At 73.6% G+C, this 14,512-nt stretch carries 12 protein-coding genes; 7 read left to right on the top strand and 5 right to left on the bottom strand.

Annotated features, from left to right (window positions below; translation table 11 throughout):
• Positions 1-32: 32 nt before the first annotated feature.
• Complete coding sequence (locus tag ACIQVD_RS06840) at positions 33-260, bottom strand: hypothetical protein (RefSeq protein WP_402286488.1); 228 nt, start codon at positions 258-260, stop codon at positions 33-35.
• A gap of 14 nt (positions 261-274) precedes the next feature.
• A complete protein-coding gene (locus ACIQVD_RS06845) occupies positions 275-1,441 on the bottom strand; it encodes an anion permease (protein WP_400681855.1) in 1,167 nt (388 codons plus the stop codon).
• Positions 1,442-1,730: 289 nt separating this feature from the next.
• Between ACIQVD_RS06845 and ACIQVD_RS06850 the strand changes: the two genes are divergently transcribed.
• The gene (locus tag ACIQVD_RS06850) at positions 1,731-3,236 is read left to right on the top strand and encodes an NlpC/P60 family protein (protein ID WP_402286491.1); all 1,506 of its coding nucleotides are present in this window, start codon (positions 1,731-1,733) and stop codon (positions 3,234-3,236) included.
• Positions 3,237-3,294: 58 nt separating this feature from the next.
• Here ACIQVD_RS06850 and ACIQVD_RS06855 read toward each other — a convergent pair whose 3' ends face one another.
• The 3 genes from ACIQVD_RS06855 to ACIQVD_RS06865 form a co-directional block, all read right to left on the bottom strand.
• Complete coding sequence (locus tag ACIQVD_RS06855; RefSeq protein WP_402286493.1) at positions 3,295-5,568, bottom strand: FdhF/YdeP family oxidoreductase; 2,274 nt, start codon at positions 5,566-5,568, stop codon at positions 3,295-3,297.
• 130 nt (positions 5,569-5,698) lie between these two features.
• Positions 5,699-7,591: an FAD/NAD(P)-binding protein gene (locus ACIQVD_RS06860; RefSeq protein WP_402286496.1), complete on the bottom strand. Its 1,893-nt coding sequence runs from the start codon at positions 7,589-7,591 to the stop codon at positions 5,699-5,701.
• Positions 7,588-8,562 carry an amino acid ABC transporter permease gene (locus ACIQVD_RS06865; RefSeq protein ID WP_400681846.1) on the bottom strand — a complete coding sequence of 325 codons (975 nt, stop codon included), beginning with the start codon at positions 8,560-8,562 and terminating at the stop codon, positions 7,588-7,590. The genes ACIQVD_RS06860 and ACIQVD_RS06865 overlap by 4 nt, the downstream gene beginning before the upstream one ends.
• Before the next feature lie 583 nt (positions 8,563-9,145).
• Between ACIQVD_RS06865 and ACIQVD_RS06870 the strand changes: the two genes are divergently transcribed.
• From ACIQVD_RS06870 to ACIQVD_RS06895, 6 genes are read left to right on the top strand one after another with little or no spacing between them, the layout of a single operon-like run.
• A complete protein-coding gene (locus ACIQVD_RS06870) occupies positions 9,146-10,264 on the top strand; it encodes an LLM class flavin-dependent oxidoreductase (protein ID WP_400681844.1) in 1,119 nt (372 codons plus the stop codon).
• Complete coding sequence (locus tag ACIQVD_RS06875) at positions 10,261-10,806, top strand: GNAT family N-acetyltransferase (protein WP_111554225.1); 546 nt, start codon at positions 10,261-10,263, stop codon at positions 10,804-10,806. Before ACIQVD_RS06870 ends, ACIQVD_RS06875 begins: the two co-directional genes overlap by 4 nt.
• Positions 10,803-11,729 (top strand): ABC transporter substrate-binding protein, encoded by a 927-nt coding sequence (locus ACIQVD_RS06880; protein WP_400681841.1) that lies wholly within the window; start codon positions 10,803-10,805, stop codon positions 11,727-11,729. Before ACIQVD_RS06875 ends, ACIQVD_RS06880 begins: the two co-directional genes overlap by 4 nt.
• Before the next feature lie 14 nt (positions 11,730-11,743).
• On the top strand, positions 11,744-12,691 hold the full coding sequence (locus ACIQVD_RS06885; protein ID WP_400681840.1) for an amino acid ABC transporter permease: 948 nt from the start codon (positions 11,744-11,746) through the stop codon (positions 12,689-12,691).
• Positions 12,688-13,464: an amino acid ABC transporter ATP-binding protein gene (locus ACIQVD_RS06890; RefSeq protein WP_400681838.1), complete on the top strand. Its 777-nt coding sequence runs from the start codon at positions 12,688-12,690 to the stop codon at positions 13,462-13,464. Before ACIQVD_RS06885 ends, ACIQVD_RS06890 begins: the two co-directional genes overlap by 4 nt.
• Before the next feature lie 30 nt (positions 13,465-13,494).
• Entirely contained in the window at positions 13,495-14,484 is a 990-nt protein-coding gene (locus ACIQVD_RS06895) for an ABC transporter substrate-binding protein (protein ID WP_400681836.1), read from the top strand.
• Positions 14,485-14,512 lie beyond the last annotated feature (28 nt).

The following is a 14,512-nucleotide window of genomic DNA, read 5'->3' on the forward strand; positions in this document are numbered from 1 at the left end:
CGGGTGCGGCGTGTACGGGCGCGGGTGCGGCGCTACTTGGCGGCGATCAGCGAGATGCCGTACAGCACCACGGCCGCGCAGGCCGCGAAGCAGACGCCCGCGGCGGCCAGCGCCGCCGTGCCCCGGCCGGTGCCCGCCGCGAGGATGGCCTCCCGGCGGGAGAGGGCGAGGTTGCCGAGCGCGAACACGGCGACCACGGCGACGGTCACGAGCAGGCTGACGCCCGCGGTCTCGGCCAGTGCGGCCCACTTGATGGTCATGGCGGGGGTTCCTCTCAGGCCGCGAGGGTGGTCGGGGCGGTGGGGGCGGGGGCGGGCACCTCGGTGACGGGGGCGACGTCCGCGCCGTGCACGTTGCCGGCGTGCACCGGCTGGCGGCGCGAGAGCAGCCACATCGAACCGGCGCCCAGCACCAGGACCAGGCCGACCAGGGCCACGCCCCAGTCACCGCGGCCGGCCACCAGCGCGGCCAGGCCGGAGACCGCGGCGGCGGCCGGCAGGGTCAGGCCCCAGGTGTAGAACATCCGGCGCACCATGCCCCAGCGCAGCCGGCCGGACGGGCCGCCCAGGCCCGCGCCCATGATGCCGCCGGAGCAGACCTGGGTGGTGGACAGGCCGTAGCCCATGTGCGAGGAGGTCAGGATCACCGTCGCGGCGGCGGTCTCCGAGGCGAAGCCCTGCGGCGGCCGGATGTCGGCCAGGCCGGAGCCCATCGAGCGGATGATCCGCCAGCCGCCCATGTAGGTGCCCAGCGCGATGGCCGTGCCCGCGCTGGCGATCACCCAGGTCGGCGGGCCGTCGCCCTTGTGCAGGGCACCGGCCGAGACCAGGGTCAGCGTGATGATGCCCATGGTCTTCTGCGCGTCGTTGGTGCCGTGCGCGAGCGAGATCAGCGAGGAGGAGAGGACCTGCCCGCGGCGGAAGCCCTTCTCGGTGCCCGCCTTCGGCGCGCCCCGGGTGATCAGGTAGGCCAGCTTGGTGGCGCCCCAGGAGGCCAGGCCCGCCACCAGCGGGGAGGCGACCGCCGGGATCAGGATCTTGGAGAGCACGGTGGAGAAGTTCACCCCGTGCAGGCCGACCCCGACCACGGTGGCGCCGATCAGGCCGCCGTACAGGGCGTGCGAGGAGGACGAGGGCAGGCCCTTGAGCCAGGTCAGCAGGTTCCACAGGATCGCGCCGACCAGGGCGGCGAAGATGATCGAGGGCTGCAGTCCGGCCTTCTCGTTGACGAGGCCGCCCGAGATGGTGGTGGCGACCTTCACCGAGAGGAAGGCGCCGGCGAAGTTGAGCACCGCCGCGATCGTGACGGCGACCTTGGGCCGGAGCGCGCCGGTCGCGATGGAGGTGGCCATCGCGTTGGCGGTGTCGTGGAAGCCGTTGGTGAAGTCGAAGGCGAGCGCCGTGATGATCACAACGGCCACCAGGAACGTGATGTGTTCCATACCCAAACAATCGTCGAAGTGGTCGGACTGACGTTGCTGTCCTCGGCGAAGGTAAGGAGCCTCGGTGAACGGGAGGTTAACTGGGCGCGGAGTCCTGGTTCCCCCGGTGGCCCGGGAGTTGCCGGGGCGTTGGGTTCCGGTGGAGACCGCGACCCCGCGGTGAGACCGTTCTCACACCCCGCGCCGGATGAGAATTCACCCGGCGGTCCGGAAAGCACCTGCCCCGAACACCCCTCCACGTGGCAGGATCGGTCCGATCGCCGACGGACAATCTGGGGAGGGCCGGCCGATGGGGGCTGGGCAGCGGACCGAATCGACCGGCCTGAGGCCGTGGGTGCGCGCCGCGCTGCGCTGCGGAGCGGTGCTCGCCGCCGCCGCGCTCACCCTGCCGTTCTTCTCCTCGGCGGCGTACGCCGTGCCCGGGCCGGGCGCGCCTGCGGTCTCCGCCGGGTCCGACCCGCTGGCCGAGGCCAAGCGCACCCTCGGGCCGATGCTCGACGAACTGCACGCCCTGTACCAGCAGGCCGAGACCGCCACCGAGCAGTACAACGGCACGGTCGCCAAGCTCGCCGAGCAGCAGGCCACCGTCGAGGACCTGAACAACCGGGCCGCCCGGCAGCAGGACGCCGTCGACGCCGGCAGCGACCTCGCCTCCCAGCTCGCCGCCGCGCAGTACCGCAACAGCCAGATATCCGGGTACGCCGAGCTGCTGATGGCCGAGAACCCGTACGAGGCCGTGGTGATCGCCGAGCTGCTGAACTCCGCCGGGCACTCGCAGAAGGAGTTCCTGGACCGCCTCAAGGCGGACCGGGACACCCTGACCGCGCTGCGCACCGCCGCCGAGCAGGCCGTCGCCCAGTCGCAGGCGCTGGCCGCCGAGCAGGAGAAGGCGAAGGACGACGTCGCCCGGAAGCTGGCCGAGGTCGAGCAGCTGGTCGGCTCGCTCACCGGTGCCCAGCGCGACGAGCTGGCCGAGCTGGAGAAGCAGCAGGCCAACGAGGCGCAGCTGGCCTTCCTGGCCTCCGGGGCGCTCGGCAAGGGCGAGCGGACACCCTCGGCGACGGGCCGCAAGGCGGTCGCCTGGGCGCTCCAGCAGCTCGGCAAGGACTACGTGTGGGGCGGCGCCGGGCCGGACGTGTTCGACTGCTCCGGCCTCACCTCGCAGGCCTGGCTGCACGCCGGGCTGCCCATCCCGCGCACCAGCCAGGAGCAGTGGGCGCAGCTCAAGCACGTCCCGCTGAACCAGATCCGCCCCGGCGACCTGATCGTCTACTTCGGCGGCGCCACCCACATCGGGATGTACATCGGCGGCGGGCTGATCGTGCAGGCCCCGCACACCGGGGACGTGGTGAAGGTCTCGCAGATCGGCGCGATGCCGATCCTCGGCGCGGTGCGCCCGGACGGGAACGACGCGGCGGACGACGCGGGCGGCGCCTGGAAGGTGCCGGACGTGCCGCTGGGCGCGGTGAAGATCCAGCCCGCCAAGCCCTCGACGCTGCCGACGCCGCCCGCGCCGACGACCACGCCCACCGCGCCGGGCGGCACGCCCAGCGCGCCCGCGACGCCGTCCGACCCGGCCACGCCCGGCGGTTCGGGGACGCCGAGCGGCTCCGGCACGCCGAGCGGTTCCGGGACGCCCGGCGGCTCCGGGACGCCGAGCGGCTCGGGCACCCCGAGCGGGACGGCCGGGCCGAGCGGGACGGGCACGCCCAGCGGCCTCACGACGCCCGCCGGGTCGGGGTCGCCGAGCGGGGCGGACGCGGTGTCGCCGTCCGGGAGCCGGTCGGCGGGCTGAGGCCCGGAGCGGCGGGGCCCGCCGACCGGTCCGGCGGGCCCGCTGCTCGGCTCCTCGGCTACTCGGCTTCGAGGCGGACCACGACCGACTTCGAGGTCGGGGTGTTGCTGATGTCGGCCGTGGAGTCCAGCGGGACCAGCACGTTGGTCTCGGGGTAGTACGCGGCGGCGCCGCCGCGGGCGACGGGGTAGTGCACCACCCGGAAGTGCGGGGCCCGGCGTTCGACGCCGTCGCTCCACTCGCCGACCAGGTCGACGTACCGGCCGTCGGCCAGGCCGAGTTCGGCGGCGTCGGCGGGGTTGACCAGGACCACCCGGCGCCCGCCGGTGATGCCCCGGTAGCGGTCGTCCAGGCCGTAGACGGTGGTGTTGTACTGGTCGTGCGAGCGCAGGGTCTGGAGCAGCAGTCGGCCCGGCGGGACCTCGGGGGCGGTCAGCGGGTTGACGGTGAAGTTGGCCTTCCCGGTGGCGGTGGGGAAGGTGCGGGTGTCGCGCGGGGCGTGCGGGAGGGCGAAGCCGCCGGGGCGGCGGACCCTGGTGTTGTAGTCGTCGAAGCCGGGGACGACCCGGGCGATCCGCTCGCGGACGCGGTCGTAGTCGAGGGCGAACTCCTCCCAGGGGGTGGGGTCCTGGGGGCCGAGGGCGGCGCGGGCCAGCCGGGCCACGATGGCGACCTCGGAGAGCAGGCCGGGCGCGGGCGGGCGCAGGCCGCCGCGGGAGGCGTGCACCATGCCCATGGAGTCCTCGACGCTGACGAACTGCTGCCCGGCGGCGGTGAGGTCGCGGTCGGTGCGGCCCAGGGTGGGCAGGATCAGGGCGCGGGCGCCGGTGACCAGGTGCGAGCGGTTCAGCTTGGTGGAGACGTGCACGGTCAGCCGGCAGCGGCGCATCGCGGCCTCGGTGGTGTCGGTGTCCGGGCCGGCCGAGACGAAGTTGCCGCCCATCGCGAAGAACACCTTGACCCGGCCGTCGCGCATGGCCCGGATGGTGTCGACGGTGTCGAAGCCGTGGTGGCGCGGGGGCTCGAAGCCGAACTCCTTGCCGAGGGCGTCCAGGAAGGCGGCGGAGGGGCGTTCGAAGATGCCCATGGTGCGGTCGCCCTGGACGTTGCTGTGGCCGCGGACCGGGCAGACGCCGGCCCCGGGGCGGCCGACGTTGCCGCGCAGCAGCAGGAAGTTGACCACCTCGCGGATGGTGGGCACGGAGTGCTTGTGCTGGGTGAGGCCCATCGCCCAGCAGACGATGATCTTCTTCGAGGAGAGCACCAGGCGGTGCAGATCCTCGACCTGCTCCCAGGGCAGCCCGGTGGCGCGCAGCGTGGCGTCCCGGTCGAGCTCGGCGGCCTCGGCGGCGAACTCCGGGTAACCGGCGCAGTGTTCGGCGACGAACGCCTCGTCGACCGCGCCGGGGGTGGTGAGCAGCAGGTGGTTGAGGGCGCGGAACAGGGCGAGGTCGCCGCCGAGCCGGATCTGCAGGAACAGGTCGGTGAGCCTGGTGCCGCCGCCGACCAGGCCGCGCGGGGTCTGCGGGTTCTTGAAGCGCTCCAGCCCGGCCTCGGGCAGCGGATTGACGCTGACGATCTTCGCCCCGGCCCGCTTGGCGCGCTCCAGGGCGGAGAGCATCCGGGGGTGGTTGGTGCCCGGGTTCTGGCCCGCGACGATGATCAGGTCGGCCTGGTAGAGGTCCTTGAGCGAGACGCTGCCCTTGCCGACGCCGAGCGTCTCGGTGAGCGCCGAACCCGAGGACTCGTGGCACATGTTGGAGCAGTCGGGCAGGTTGTTGGTGCCGAGCCGGCGGGCGAACAGCTGGTACGCGAAGGCGGCCTCGTTGGAGGTGCGGCCGGAGGTGTAGAAGGCGGCCTCGTCCGGCGAGCCGAGCGCGGTCAGCTCCTCGGCGATCAGGGCGAAGGCGTCGTCCCAGCCGATCGGGGCGTAGTGGGCGGCGCCCGCGTCCAGCAGCATCGGGGTGGTGAGCCGGCCCTGCTGGCCGAGCCAGTAGCCGGAGCGCCCGGCGAGTTCGGCGACCGGGTGCTCGGCGAAGAAGGCCGGGGTGATCCGGCGCTCGGTGGCCTCCTCGGCGACGGCCTTGGCGCCGTTCTCGCAGAACTCGGCCAGGTGCGGCTTGTCCGGCTCGGGCCAGGCGCAGCCGGGGCAGTCGAAGCCGCCCGGCTGGTTGACCCGGCGCAGGGTGGCGAGCACCCGCCCCGGCGACATCTGGTCGGCGGCCATCCGCAGGGTGTGCCCGATCGCGGGCAGCCCGGCGGCGGCGTGCGCCGGCGGGGAGGTCTGCGGCGCGTCCTGGGCGGGGTCGCGGTGCGGGGGCTGCTTGGCCATGGCGGGCTCTCCGGAGGGCTCGGGGTGCTTCCGAGCGTATCCGGTGCGGGTGTTCGACGCCGGTGGGTGTCCGACGGCGGGTGTTCGGCAGCGGCGGGTGCCCGGCGGCGGGTATTCGGCAGCGCGGGCCTCAGTCCTCCTTCTGGAGTTCGGTGAGCAGGCGGCGGGCGACGGCGTCGTTCTGCCGGAAGGACGGGGCGTCGGTGCGCGGGCGGGCGAAGGCGGCCGGGGCGCGGGTGGTGGTGGGGGCGCCGAGCGCGGTGCGGCGCGGGTGCGGGCCGCCGAGGGCGGGGTCGAGCAGCCGGGACTCGGGGTCGGTGCGCACCAGGCCGGAGCGGTAGGTGTGGCCGTCGGGGTCGGCCAGCCGCTCCTCGTCGATCCGGCCCTCGTGCAGGAGCCGGCGCAGCAGCGGGTCGTTGCTGCGGTCGAGGGCGTGCCGGGGGAGGAAGGCGTCGACCAGGGCGGTGCCGTGGATCCGGTGACCGGGCAGGGCGGGGGAGGAGGCGCGGAAGGTGCCGTGCTGCTCGTCGAGGTCGACCCGCAGGTCGGGGCCGAGGAAGTGCAGCAGCCCGGCGTCGGAGAGGGCGAGCAGCTGCTCCAGGCGGAAGCCGGGCGGGCCGGAGGCGTAGAAGGAGAAGAAGCCGGTCCACCAGCCGTCGAGTTCGGCGGCGGTGGAGCGGGCGGTGAGCGGGTGGGCGGGCAGCAGGTGGACGAGCTGGCCGTACAGCGAGAGCAGGGCGTAGAAGGCGCCGAGGTCGGCGCTGTGCCGCTGGTCGGAGCGGCGGGCCAGGTCGGCGCGCAGGTGGGCGCGCAGGTGCTGCTGGAGTTCGGCGGGGCTGCCGACGCGCAGGCCGGCCAGCGGGCGGTCGAGCCGTTCCAGGTCGAGGCGGTCGGCCGGGTCGGGGACGGCGGCGGCGACCAGGGCGGCGCGTTCGGGGCTGTCCCAGGGGTGGCGGTCGTAGCCGGCCAGGAACTCGGCCCAGGGCAGGGCGGTGCGCTCCGGGTGGCCGTGGAAGAGCTCGTGGTAGTAGCCGAAGCCGATCTCCTTGGCCATGGCGGGCCACAGGTCGCGCTTGAACTCGGCCGGACCGTCCGGGAGTTCGAGGTCGGGGCCGAAGTAGCGGGGCAGCGGCGGGATCGGGCCGCGGAGCCGGTAGCCGGTCTTGGCGTGGTACGGGACGCCGCGCCGGGAGCCCGCGTACAGCACGGGTTCGCGGCCGGAGGGGTGGTAGCGCAGGCCGCCGCCCGGGCGCGGGGTGAAGCGGCCGCCGCGGCCCTCGGTGAGCAGCGCGACCAGGTCGACGAAGGCCAGGCCGAGGCCGCGGACCACCACCCGCTCGCCGGGGGCGAGGCCGGACAGGTCGGCGTCGGCGGTGAACGCGGGCGGCAGGTAGGTGCGGCCGTGCCGGTCGGCGAAGCCGCGGGCCTCGGCGGTGTCGGGGCCGGGCGCGGAGTCGAGGTGGCCGAGTGCGAGCACCACCCGGTCGGCGAGCAGCACGGTGTCGGAGAGGTGGACGCGCTGCGGGCCGTCCGGGTCGCCGGTGATCCGCAGCGCGGTGTCCTGGTGGACGAACAGCCGTACGTTCTCCGGGAGTTCGGCGGCGGCGCGGCGCAGCGTCCAGTCCAGGTAGGCGGACTGGGCGCGCCGGGTCGGGAAGTCGGTGGGCAGCAGGGTGCGCAGTTCGTCGGCGATGCCGGGGTCGGCCTCCGGCAGGTACGGCGGGTGGGCGGCCGGGTCGGTGGCCCACTCGGCGAGCGAGGGGCCGGGGCGGACCGGGCCGTCCATGGTGGTGCGCTCGTCGGTGAACATGGTGACGTCCTCCGCCATCGAGTTCATCCGCAGCAGCGGGGACTGCGCGTTGCGCCAGATCCGGCCCCCGCCGGGCGGGTGCGGATCGACCAGGTGGACGTCCAACCGCACGCCGGGGCCCAGCAGTTCGGGCGCGTTGGCGGCTATCCGCTCCAGCAGGCCGGTGCCCCGCGGACCGGCTCCCACGACGACCAGCACGGGCACCGCGCTCACCGCCCGACCGCGCGGCGGAAGACGGCCCGGGCCCGCTGCCACGGGGTCGGCGGCAGCCCGGCCCGGGTGGCGCCGCGGGCGAAGTGCCGCTCCAGGTAGTACTGGCCGACGGACAGCACGCTGGTCACCGCGATGTACCAGAGGGTGGCCACCATCAGCAGCGGGATCACCTGGTAGGTCTGGTTGTAGACCAGTTGGGTGGAGAACAGCAGGTCGTGGACGGCCAGCACGCTGATGATCGAGGTGCCCTTGAGGGTGCCGATCAGCATGTTCCCGGCGGGCGGCAGGATCGCCCGCATCGCCTGCGGCAGCACGATCCGGCGCAGTACCCGGCCGCGGCCCAGGCCCAGCGAGGCGGCCGCCTCCAGCTGGCCCTGGTCGACCGACAGGACGCCGGAGCGGACCACCTCGGCGGCGAACGCGGCCTCGTGCAGGGTCAGTCCGATCAGGGCGGTGAGCACCGGGCCGAGCAGGTCGACGGTCTTCACCGCGAACAGCTCGCCGCCGAACGGCAGGCTCAGCGACAGCTTCGGGTACAGCGCCCCGATGTTGAACCAGAGCAGCAGCTGGACCAGCAGCGGGGTGGCCCGGAAGATCCAGACGAAGCCCCAACTCAGCGCCTGGAGAACCGGGTTGCCCGACAGGCGGGCCACCGCCAGGGCGGTGCCCAGGGCGAAGCCGAGGGCGGTCACCGCGCCGGTCAGCCAGAGCGTCAGCAGCAGGCCGCGCAGGATCGACGGGGCGGTCAGGTAGCTGCCGACCACCGACCACTCGAAGGCCGCGTTGCCGGCCAGCGAGCGCAGCAGCAGGGCGGCGGCCAGCAGCGCCAGCCCGCCGCTCAGGTACCGCCCGGGGCGGCGGCGGGGCACGATCGGCAGCTCGGCGGGGACGGTCCCGGTGGGGGGCTGGTCGGTCGGGTCCGGCGGCGCGGCGGACCGGGCGCGGGCGGACGGGACGGCGGGCGAGGCCATGAGGGCTCCATCGGGCGGCGGGGCAGGCGGTATCCGCATGCCGTCACTCACGCGCGCCGCGTCCCTCAACGCGGCTGGGCCTGGCGGCAGTTCGACCGGGCCCGGGCAGTACTCGCTCCACTTCGATCGTACGGGTGTGCGTCCGGAGGCTGTCAAGGACGCGGGTGTGACGCCGGTGTTTCGTCCCGCGCGGAAAGGTTGACGGACCCTCGGCGGCACTGCTCAACTGTTCGACATGAGAGCCGGACAGCCCGCCCTGGTGACGCGCGGCCACATCGACTTCGGTCGGGTGTGGTCCGCGGCGTGTCGCGGCTGACCCGGCAGCGGGCCGCCTGACCGGCCCTCCTCCCCTCCGGGAGTCCTCCCTCGGTCGCCCAGTACCGGTCCGGGAAGCCGTCCGTCCGGACGGACCAACAGGCGCACGCTGCCGCCTCCTCCGCGTTCCCGCTCGCTCCTGAGCCGGCGTCCCGTCACGCGCCGCACGCCCCCGTCCGTCCACCCGCCGCCCGCGTCCGCCCCCGCCCGCCAGGGCGTCCCCCGGCCTGCCCGGACGCGGCTCCCACCCGACCGGAAGAGCCCTGCCATGCCCGTCGAGTTCCTCGGAATCGCCGCCACCGGCGACGGTTCGGAGACCACCGCCCGCACCACCCACGCCTTCGACCGCGACTACACGCTGCGCCTGGCCCGCGCCCACGAGGACCACGGCTGGGACCGGGTGCTGTTCGCCTACGGCGCCGGCTCGCCCGAGCCCGCCGCCGCCGCCGCGTACCTCGCCGCCAAACTCGACAAGCTGCAGATCCTGCTGGCGCACCGCCCGAACGTCTCCTACCCGACCTTCGCGGCCAAGACCTTCGCCACCCTGGACCGGATCAGCGACGGCCGGCTCACCGTGCACTTCATCACCGGCGGCAGCGACCACGAGCAGCAGCGCGAGGGCGACTTCCTGCCCAAGGACCGCCGCTACGACCGCACCCGCGAGTACATCGGCATCGTCAAGAAGGCCTGGACCAGCCGCGAACCCTTCGACCACGCGGGCGAGTTCTACCGCTTCAACGACTTCGTCTCGGACGTCTTCCCGGTCCAGCAGCCCCGGCCGGACGTCTCCTTCGGCGGCTCCTCGCCCGCCGCGTTCGCCGCCGGCGGCGCCGAGGCCGACATCTACGCGCTGTGGGGCGAGCCGCTGGCCCGCACCGCCGAGCAGATCGAGCTGGTCAAGGCCGCCGCCGCGGCCGCCGGGCGCACCGACACCCCGCGGATCCAGGTCGCCTTCCGGCCGATCATCGCGCCCACCGAGGAACTCGCCTGGGAGAAGGCGCACCGCACGGTCGCCGCGATCAAGGCCCGCCGGGAGGGCAACGACCTGGTCCGCCGCCGCCTGGCCAACGGCGCCCAGCCGGAGAACTCCGGCTCCCAGCGGCTGCTGGAGATCGCCGAGGCGGGCGAGCGCTACGACCGCGCGCTGTGGACCCCGACCGCCGCCGCCACCGGCGGCGCGGGCAACTCCAACGCCCTGGTCGGCACGCCCGAGACGGTCGCCCAGGCGCTGCTCGACTACTACGACCTCGGCGTGGACATCCTCTCCGCCCGCGGCTACGACCACGTCGACGACGCGATCGACTTCGGCCGGTACGTCATCCCGATCGTCCGCGAGGAGGTCGCCAAGCGCGACGCCGCCAAGGCCGCCGGGGCCGCGGCGGCATGAGCGAGCTGACCGTGGCGCGGGCCGTGCTCGGCGACCCGCTCACCGCCCCCCTGATCCGCGAACTCACCCACGAGTACGTCACCCGCTACGGCCCCGAGGGCCGGCAGGAGATGGACCGGCACGGCGCCGCGGAGTTCACCCCGCCGGACGGCCTGCTGCTCCTGCTGCTGCGCGACGGCGAACCGGTGGCCGGCGGCGCCTACCGCCGGCACCAGGACGAGGGCACCGCCGAGCTGAAGCGGATGTGGACCTCCGCCGCGCACCGCCGCCAGGGCCTGGGCCGCCGGGTCCTGGCCGAACTGGAGGCCGCCGCCGGGCAGGCCGGCTACCGGCGGATCTTCCTCACCACCGGCCCGCGCCAGCCCGAGGCCGAGGCGCTCTACCTGGCGACCGGCTACACCCCGCTGTTCGACCTTCGGGCGCCGCGCCCGGAGCTGAAGCCGCTGCCGTTCGAGAAGCACCTGCAACTCCCGCACGCACGAACCACGTTCGCGCAAGACCTGGCCGCCGCCGCGGCGGCCGGAAAGGCACCCTCCAGATGAAGCGCCACCTCCCCGCCACCGCACTGGCCGCCGTCGCCGTCCTGGCGCTGGCGGGCTGCGGCTCCGACCCGGCGGCCCCCGCGAAGGCCTCGCCGGTCGGCGTCCAGCCGAACCAGGACGCGCTGGCGGGGGTGACGAAGAACGAGGCCATCGCCGCGCTGCTGCCCCCCGAGGTCCGCGCCTCGGGCACCGTCAAGCTCGGCGGCACGGTCGCCGCCCCGCCCGCGGCGTACTACCCGGAGGGCCAGCACGAGCCCGCCGGGGTGGACGTCGACCTGGTCAACGGCGTCGCCAAGGTGCTCGGGATCACCGTGCAGCGCGAGGACGCCGCGTTCGAGAGCATCCTGCCCGCGCTCGGCAGCGGCAAGTACGACGTCGGCACCGGCAACTTCGGCGTCACCGAGGCCCGGCTGAAGACCACCGACTTCGTCACCTACATCGACGACGGCCAGGGCTTCGCGGTGCGCTCCGACAACACCGCGCTGACCAGCGTCACCGACCTGGTCCAGCTCTGCGGCCTGACCGTCGGCACCGGCGCGGGCACCACCTTCGAGGCCACCCTGAACGCCAAGAAGGACGTCTGCACCCAGGCCGGCAAGAAGCCGTACGAGGTCAAGTCGTTCTCCGACAACGGCGCCGTGATCACCGGCCTCCAGCAGGGCCGGCTGGACGTGGTGATGTCCACCATCAACGGCCTGCGCTACCAGGCCGCCCAGCCCGGCTCCAAGACCCGCTTCCTCGGCGAGTACCACCGGCTCGACGTCGGCTTCGCGTTCAAGAAGGGTTCGCCGCTCACCCCGGCCTTCCAGGCCGCCGTCAACGAGCTGATCAAGGACGGCTCGTACCAGAAGATCCTCGCCAAGTGGGGCACCACCGACTCGGCGATCACCGAGTCGAAGATCAACCCGCCCGAGCACTCCTGACCGCGGAGCCCCCGATGACCGCCGTGACTCCCGAAACCCCCCTCGCCGACCGACAACCCGTGGACGACACCGCCGAGTTGCCGATCGTCCCGCACCGCAGGCCGTGGCGGCTGGTGGCCGGCCTGGCCGCGCTGGTGCTGACCGCCCAGTTCCTGCACGGACTGGCCGTCAACCCCGGCTGGGACTGGCCGACCTTCCGCGCCTTCGTGTTCTCCGACAGCATCCTGCGCGCGGTCGGCGTCACCCTCCAACTCACCCTCTACGGCACGGTCCTGGGCTTCGCGCTGGGCGCGGTGATCGCCGCGCTGCGGCTGTCCGGCAGCCCGATCCTGCGCACCATCGCCTGGACGTACGTGTGGGCGTTCCGCTCGATCCCGCTGATCGTGCAGCTGGTCTTCTGGTTCAACCTGGCCTACCTGTACAAGCGGATCGGCATCGGCATCCCGTTCGGCCCGAGCTTCGTCTCCTTCGGCACCATGGACCTGCTCGGCGCGCTCGGCGCGGCCGTCCTCGGCCTGGCCCTGCACCAGGCCGCGTACGCCGCCGAGATCATCCGCGGCGGCGTGCTCGCGGTGGACGCCGGACAGCTCGAGGCGGCCGCCGCGCTCGGCATCCCGAGGTTCCGGCAGGCCTGGCGGATCGTGCTGCCGCAGGCCATGCGCGGCATCCTGCCGAACGCCGCCAACGAGGTCATCTCGCTGTTCAAGGGCACCTCGATCGTCTACGTGATGGCGATCGGCGAGCTCTTCTACCAGGTGCAGGTGATCTACGGCCGCACCGGCCGGGTGGTGCCGCTGCTGATGGTCGCCACCGTCTGGTACGTGCTGCTGACCACCGGGCTCTCGCTCGTCCAGTACTGGGTCGAGCGCTACTTCGCCCGCGGCAGCGGACGCGCCGCGCCGCCCACCCCCTGGCAGCGGCTGCGGGCCGCCGCCACCGAGATCAAGGAGAAGCGGGCATGAGCGGCGACGGCGCCACGGCCATGGTCGAAGTACGCGGCGTGCACAAGCGGTTCGGACGGCTGGAGGTGCTGCGCGGCATCGACCTCGACGTCCGCCCCGGCACCGTCACGGTGGTGCTCGGCCCGTCCGGCTCCGGCAAGTCCACCCTGCTGCGGGCGGTCAACCACCTGGAGAAGCTCGACCGGGGCCACGTCCGGGTGGACGGCGAGCTGATCGGCTACCGGCGGGTCGGCGACAAGCTGCGCGAACTGCCCGAGCGCGAGGTGCTCAAGCAGCGCACCAAGCTCGGCTTCGTGTTCCAGAACTTCAACCTGTTCCCGCACCTGACCGTGCTGGAGAACCTGGTCGAGGCCCCGGTCGGCGCGCTCGGCGTCCCCAAGGCCGAGGCCCGGGCCCGGGCCCGCGAACTGCTGGAGCGGGTCGGCCTCGCCGACAAGGCCGACGAGTACCCGCGCCGGCTCTCCGGCGGCCAGCAGCAGCGCGTCGCCATCGCCCGGGCGCTCGCCCTGGAACCCAAGGTGCTGCTGTTCGACGAGCCGACCTCCGCGCTCGACCCCGAGCTGGTCGGCGAGGTCCTCGACGTGATCAAGGACCTGGCCCGCACCGGCACCACCATGATCGTGGTCACCCACGAGATCGGCTTCGCCCGCGAGGTCGCCGACACCGTGGTGTTCATGGACGGCGGCGTGGTGGTCGAACAGGGCCCGCCCGCCCGGGTGCTGGACGACCCGCAGCACGAGCGGACCCGCGCCTTCCTCGCCAAGGTCCTCTGAACCACCTTACGAAACAAAGGAGTTGCCCCCATGTCCGTGACCCGCCGCACCTTCGTCCCGGCCGCCGCCGCCCTCGCCGCCGCCCTGCTGCTCTCCTCCTGCGGCTCCTCCGACAACGCCTCCGCGGACCTCGGCGCCAAGAAGGAGGGCACCGCGCCCAACGGGGTCAAGGTCAACCTGACGCCCGACCAGAACCGGGTCACCACCCCGAAGGTCGACGCGATCGCCGCCCTCGTCCCGGACGAGATCCGCCGAAGAGGCACCCTGGAGGTCGCGGCCAACGTCAGCACCGTCCCGCCGCTGGGCTTCTACGCCACCGACGACAAGACGGTGATCGGCACCGAACCCGACATCGCCTACCTGATCGGCGACGTGCTCGGCCTCAAGGTCGAGATCAACCCGGTCTCCTGGGAGAACGTCTTCGTCGGCCTGGACAGCGGCAAGTACGACGCGGGCATCACCAACGTCACCGTCACCGAGGCCCGCAAGGAGAAGTACGACTTCGCCACCTACCGCCTCGACATCCTCGGCTTCGAGGCCAAGAAGGGCGGCAGCTGGAAGGTCAAGGGCCCGGCCGACGTGGCCGGCCACACCATCGGCGTCGCCTCCGGCACCAACCAGGAGAAGCTGCTGCTCGACTGGAGCGCCCAGGACGTCAAGAACGGCCTCAAGCCGGTGGACGTGAAGTACTACCAGAACGCCTCCGACTACTACCTGGCCCTCGGCTCCGGCCGGATCGACGCCTGGCTCGGCCCCAACCCGGCCAGCGCCTTCCACGCCGCGCAGACCGGCGAGACCGAGGTCATCGGCACCTACTCCGGCGCCGGCGACACCGTCCTCGGCAAGATCGCCGCCACCACCAAGAAGGACAACGGCCTGGTCAAGGCGTTCAACGAGGCCCTCAACGAGGTCATCAAGAACGGCACCTACACCGAGGTCCTCAAGCGCTGGGGCCTGGAGAACGAGGCCGTCCCGACCTCCGAGATCAACCCGCCCGGCCTGCCCAAGACCGACAGCTGACGCCTCCCCGGCACCCCCCGGAGCGCAT

Source organism: Kitasatospora sp. NPDC090308, from assembly GCF_044769485.1.
Classification (GTDB): Bacteria; Actinomycetota; Actinomycetes; order Streptomycetales; family Streptomycetaceae; genus Kitasatospora; species Kitasatospora fiedleri.

What these genes read in the sequence shown, in the direction of transcription:
- ACIQVD_RS06840 (WP_402286488.1), bottom strand. Translation starts at nt 260, where the DNA reads ATGACCATCAAGTGGGCCGCACTGGCCGAGACCGCGGGCGTCAGCCTG.
- ACIQVD_RS06845 (WP_400681855.1), bottom strand. Translation starts at nt 1,441, where the DNA reads ATGGAACACATCACGTTCCTGGTGGCCGTTGTGATCATCACGGCGCTC.
- ACIQVD_RS06850 (WP_402286491.1), top strand. Translation starts at nt 1,731, where the DNA reads ATGGGGGCTGGGCAGCGGACCGAATCGACCGGCCTGAGGCCGTGGGTG.
- ACIQVD_RS06855 (WP_402286493.1), bottom strand. Translation starts at nt 5,568, where the DNA reads ATGGCCAAGCAGCCCCCGCACCGCGACCCCGCCCAGGACGCGCCGCAG.
- ACIQVD_RS06865 (WP_400681846.1), bottom strand. Translation starts at nt 8,562, where the DNA reads ATGGCCTCGCCCGCCGTCCCGTCCGCCCGCGCCCGGTCCGCCGCGCCG.
- ACIQVD_RS06870 (WP_400681844.1), top strand. Translation starts at nt 9,146, where the DNA reads ATGCCCGTCGAGTTCCTCGGAATCGCCGCCACCGGCGACGGTTCGGAG.
- ACIQVD_RS06875 (WP_111554225.1), top strand. Translation starts at nt 10,261, where the DNA reads ATGAGCGAGCTGACCGTGGCGCGGGCCGTGCTCGGCGACCCGCTCACC.
- ACIQVD_RS06880 (WP_400681841.1), top strand. Translation starts at nt 10,803, where the DNA reads ATGAAGCGCCACCTCCCCGCCACCGCACTGGCCGCCGTCGCCGTCCTG.
- ACIQVD_RS06885 (WP_400681840.1), top strand. Translation starts at nt 11,744, where the DNA reads ATGACCGCCGTGACTCCCGAAACCCCCCTCGCCGACCGACAACCCGTG.
- ACIQVD_RS06890 (WP_400681838.1), top strand. Translation starts at nt 12,688, where the DNA reads ATGAGCGGCGACGGCGCCACGGCCATGGTCGAAGTACGCGGCGTGCAC.
- ACIQVD_RS06895 (WP_400681836.1), top strand. Translation starts at nt 13,495, where the DNA reads ATGTCCGTGACCCGCCGCACCTTCGTCCCGGCCGCCGCCGCCCTCGCC.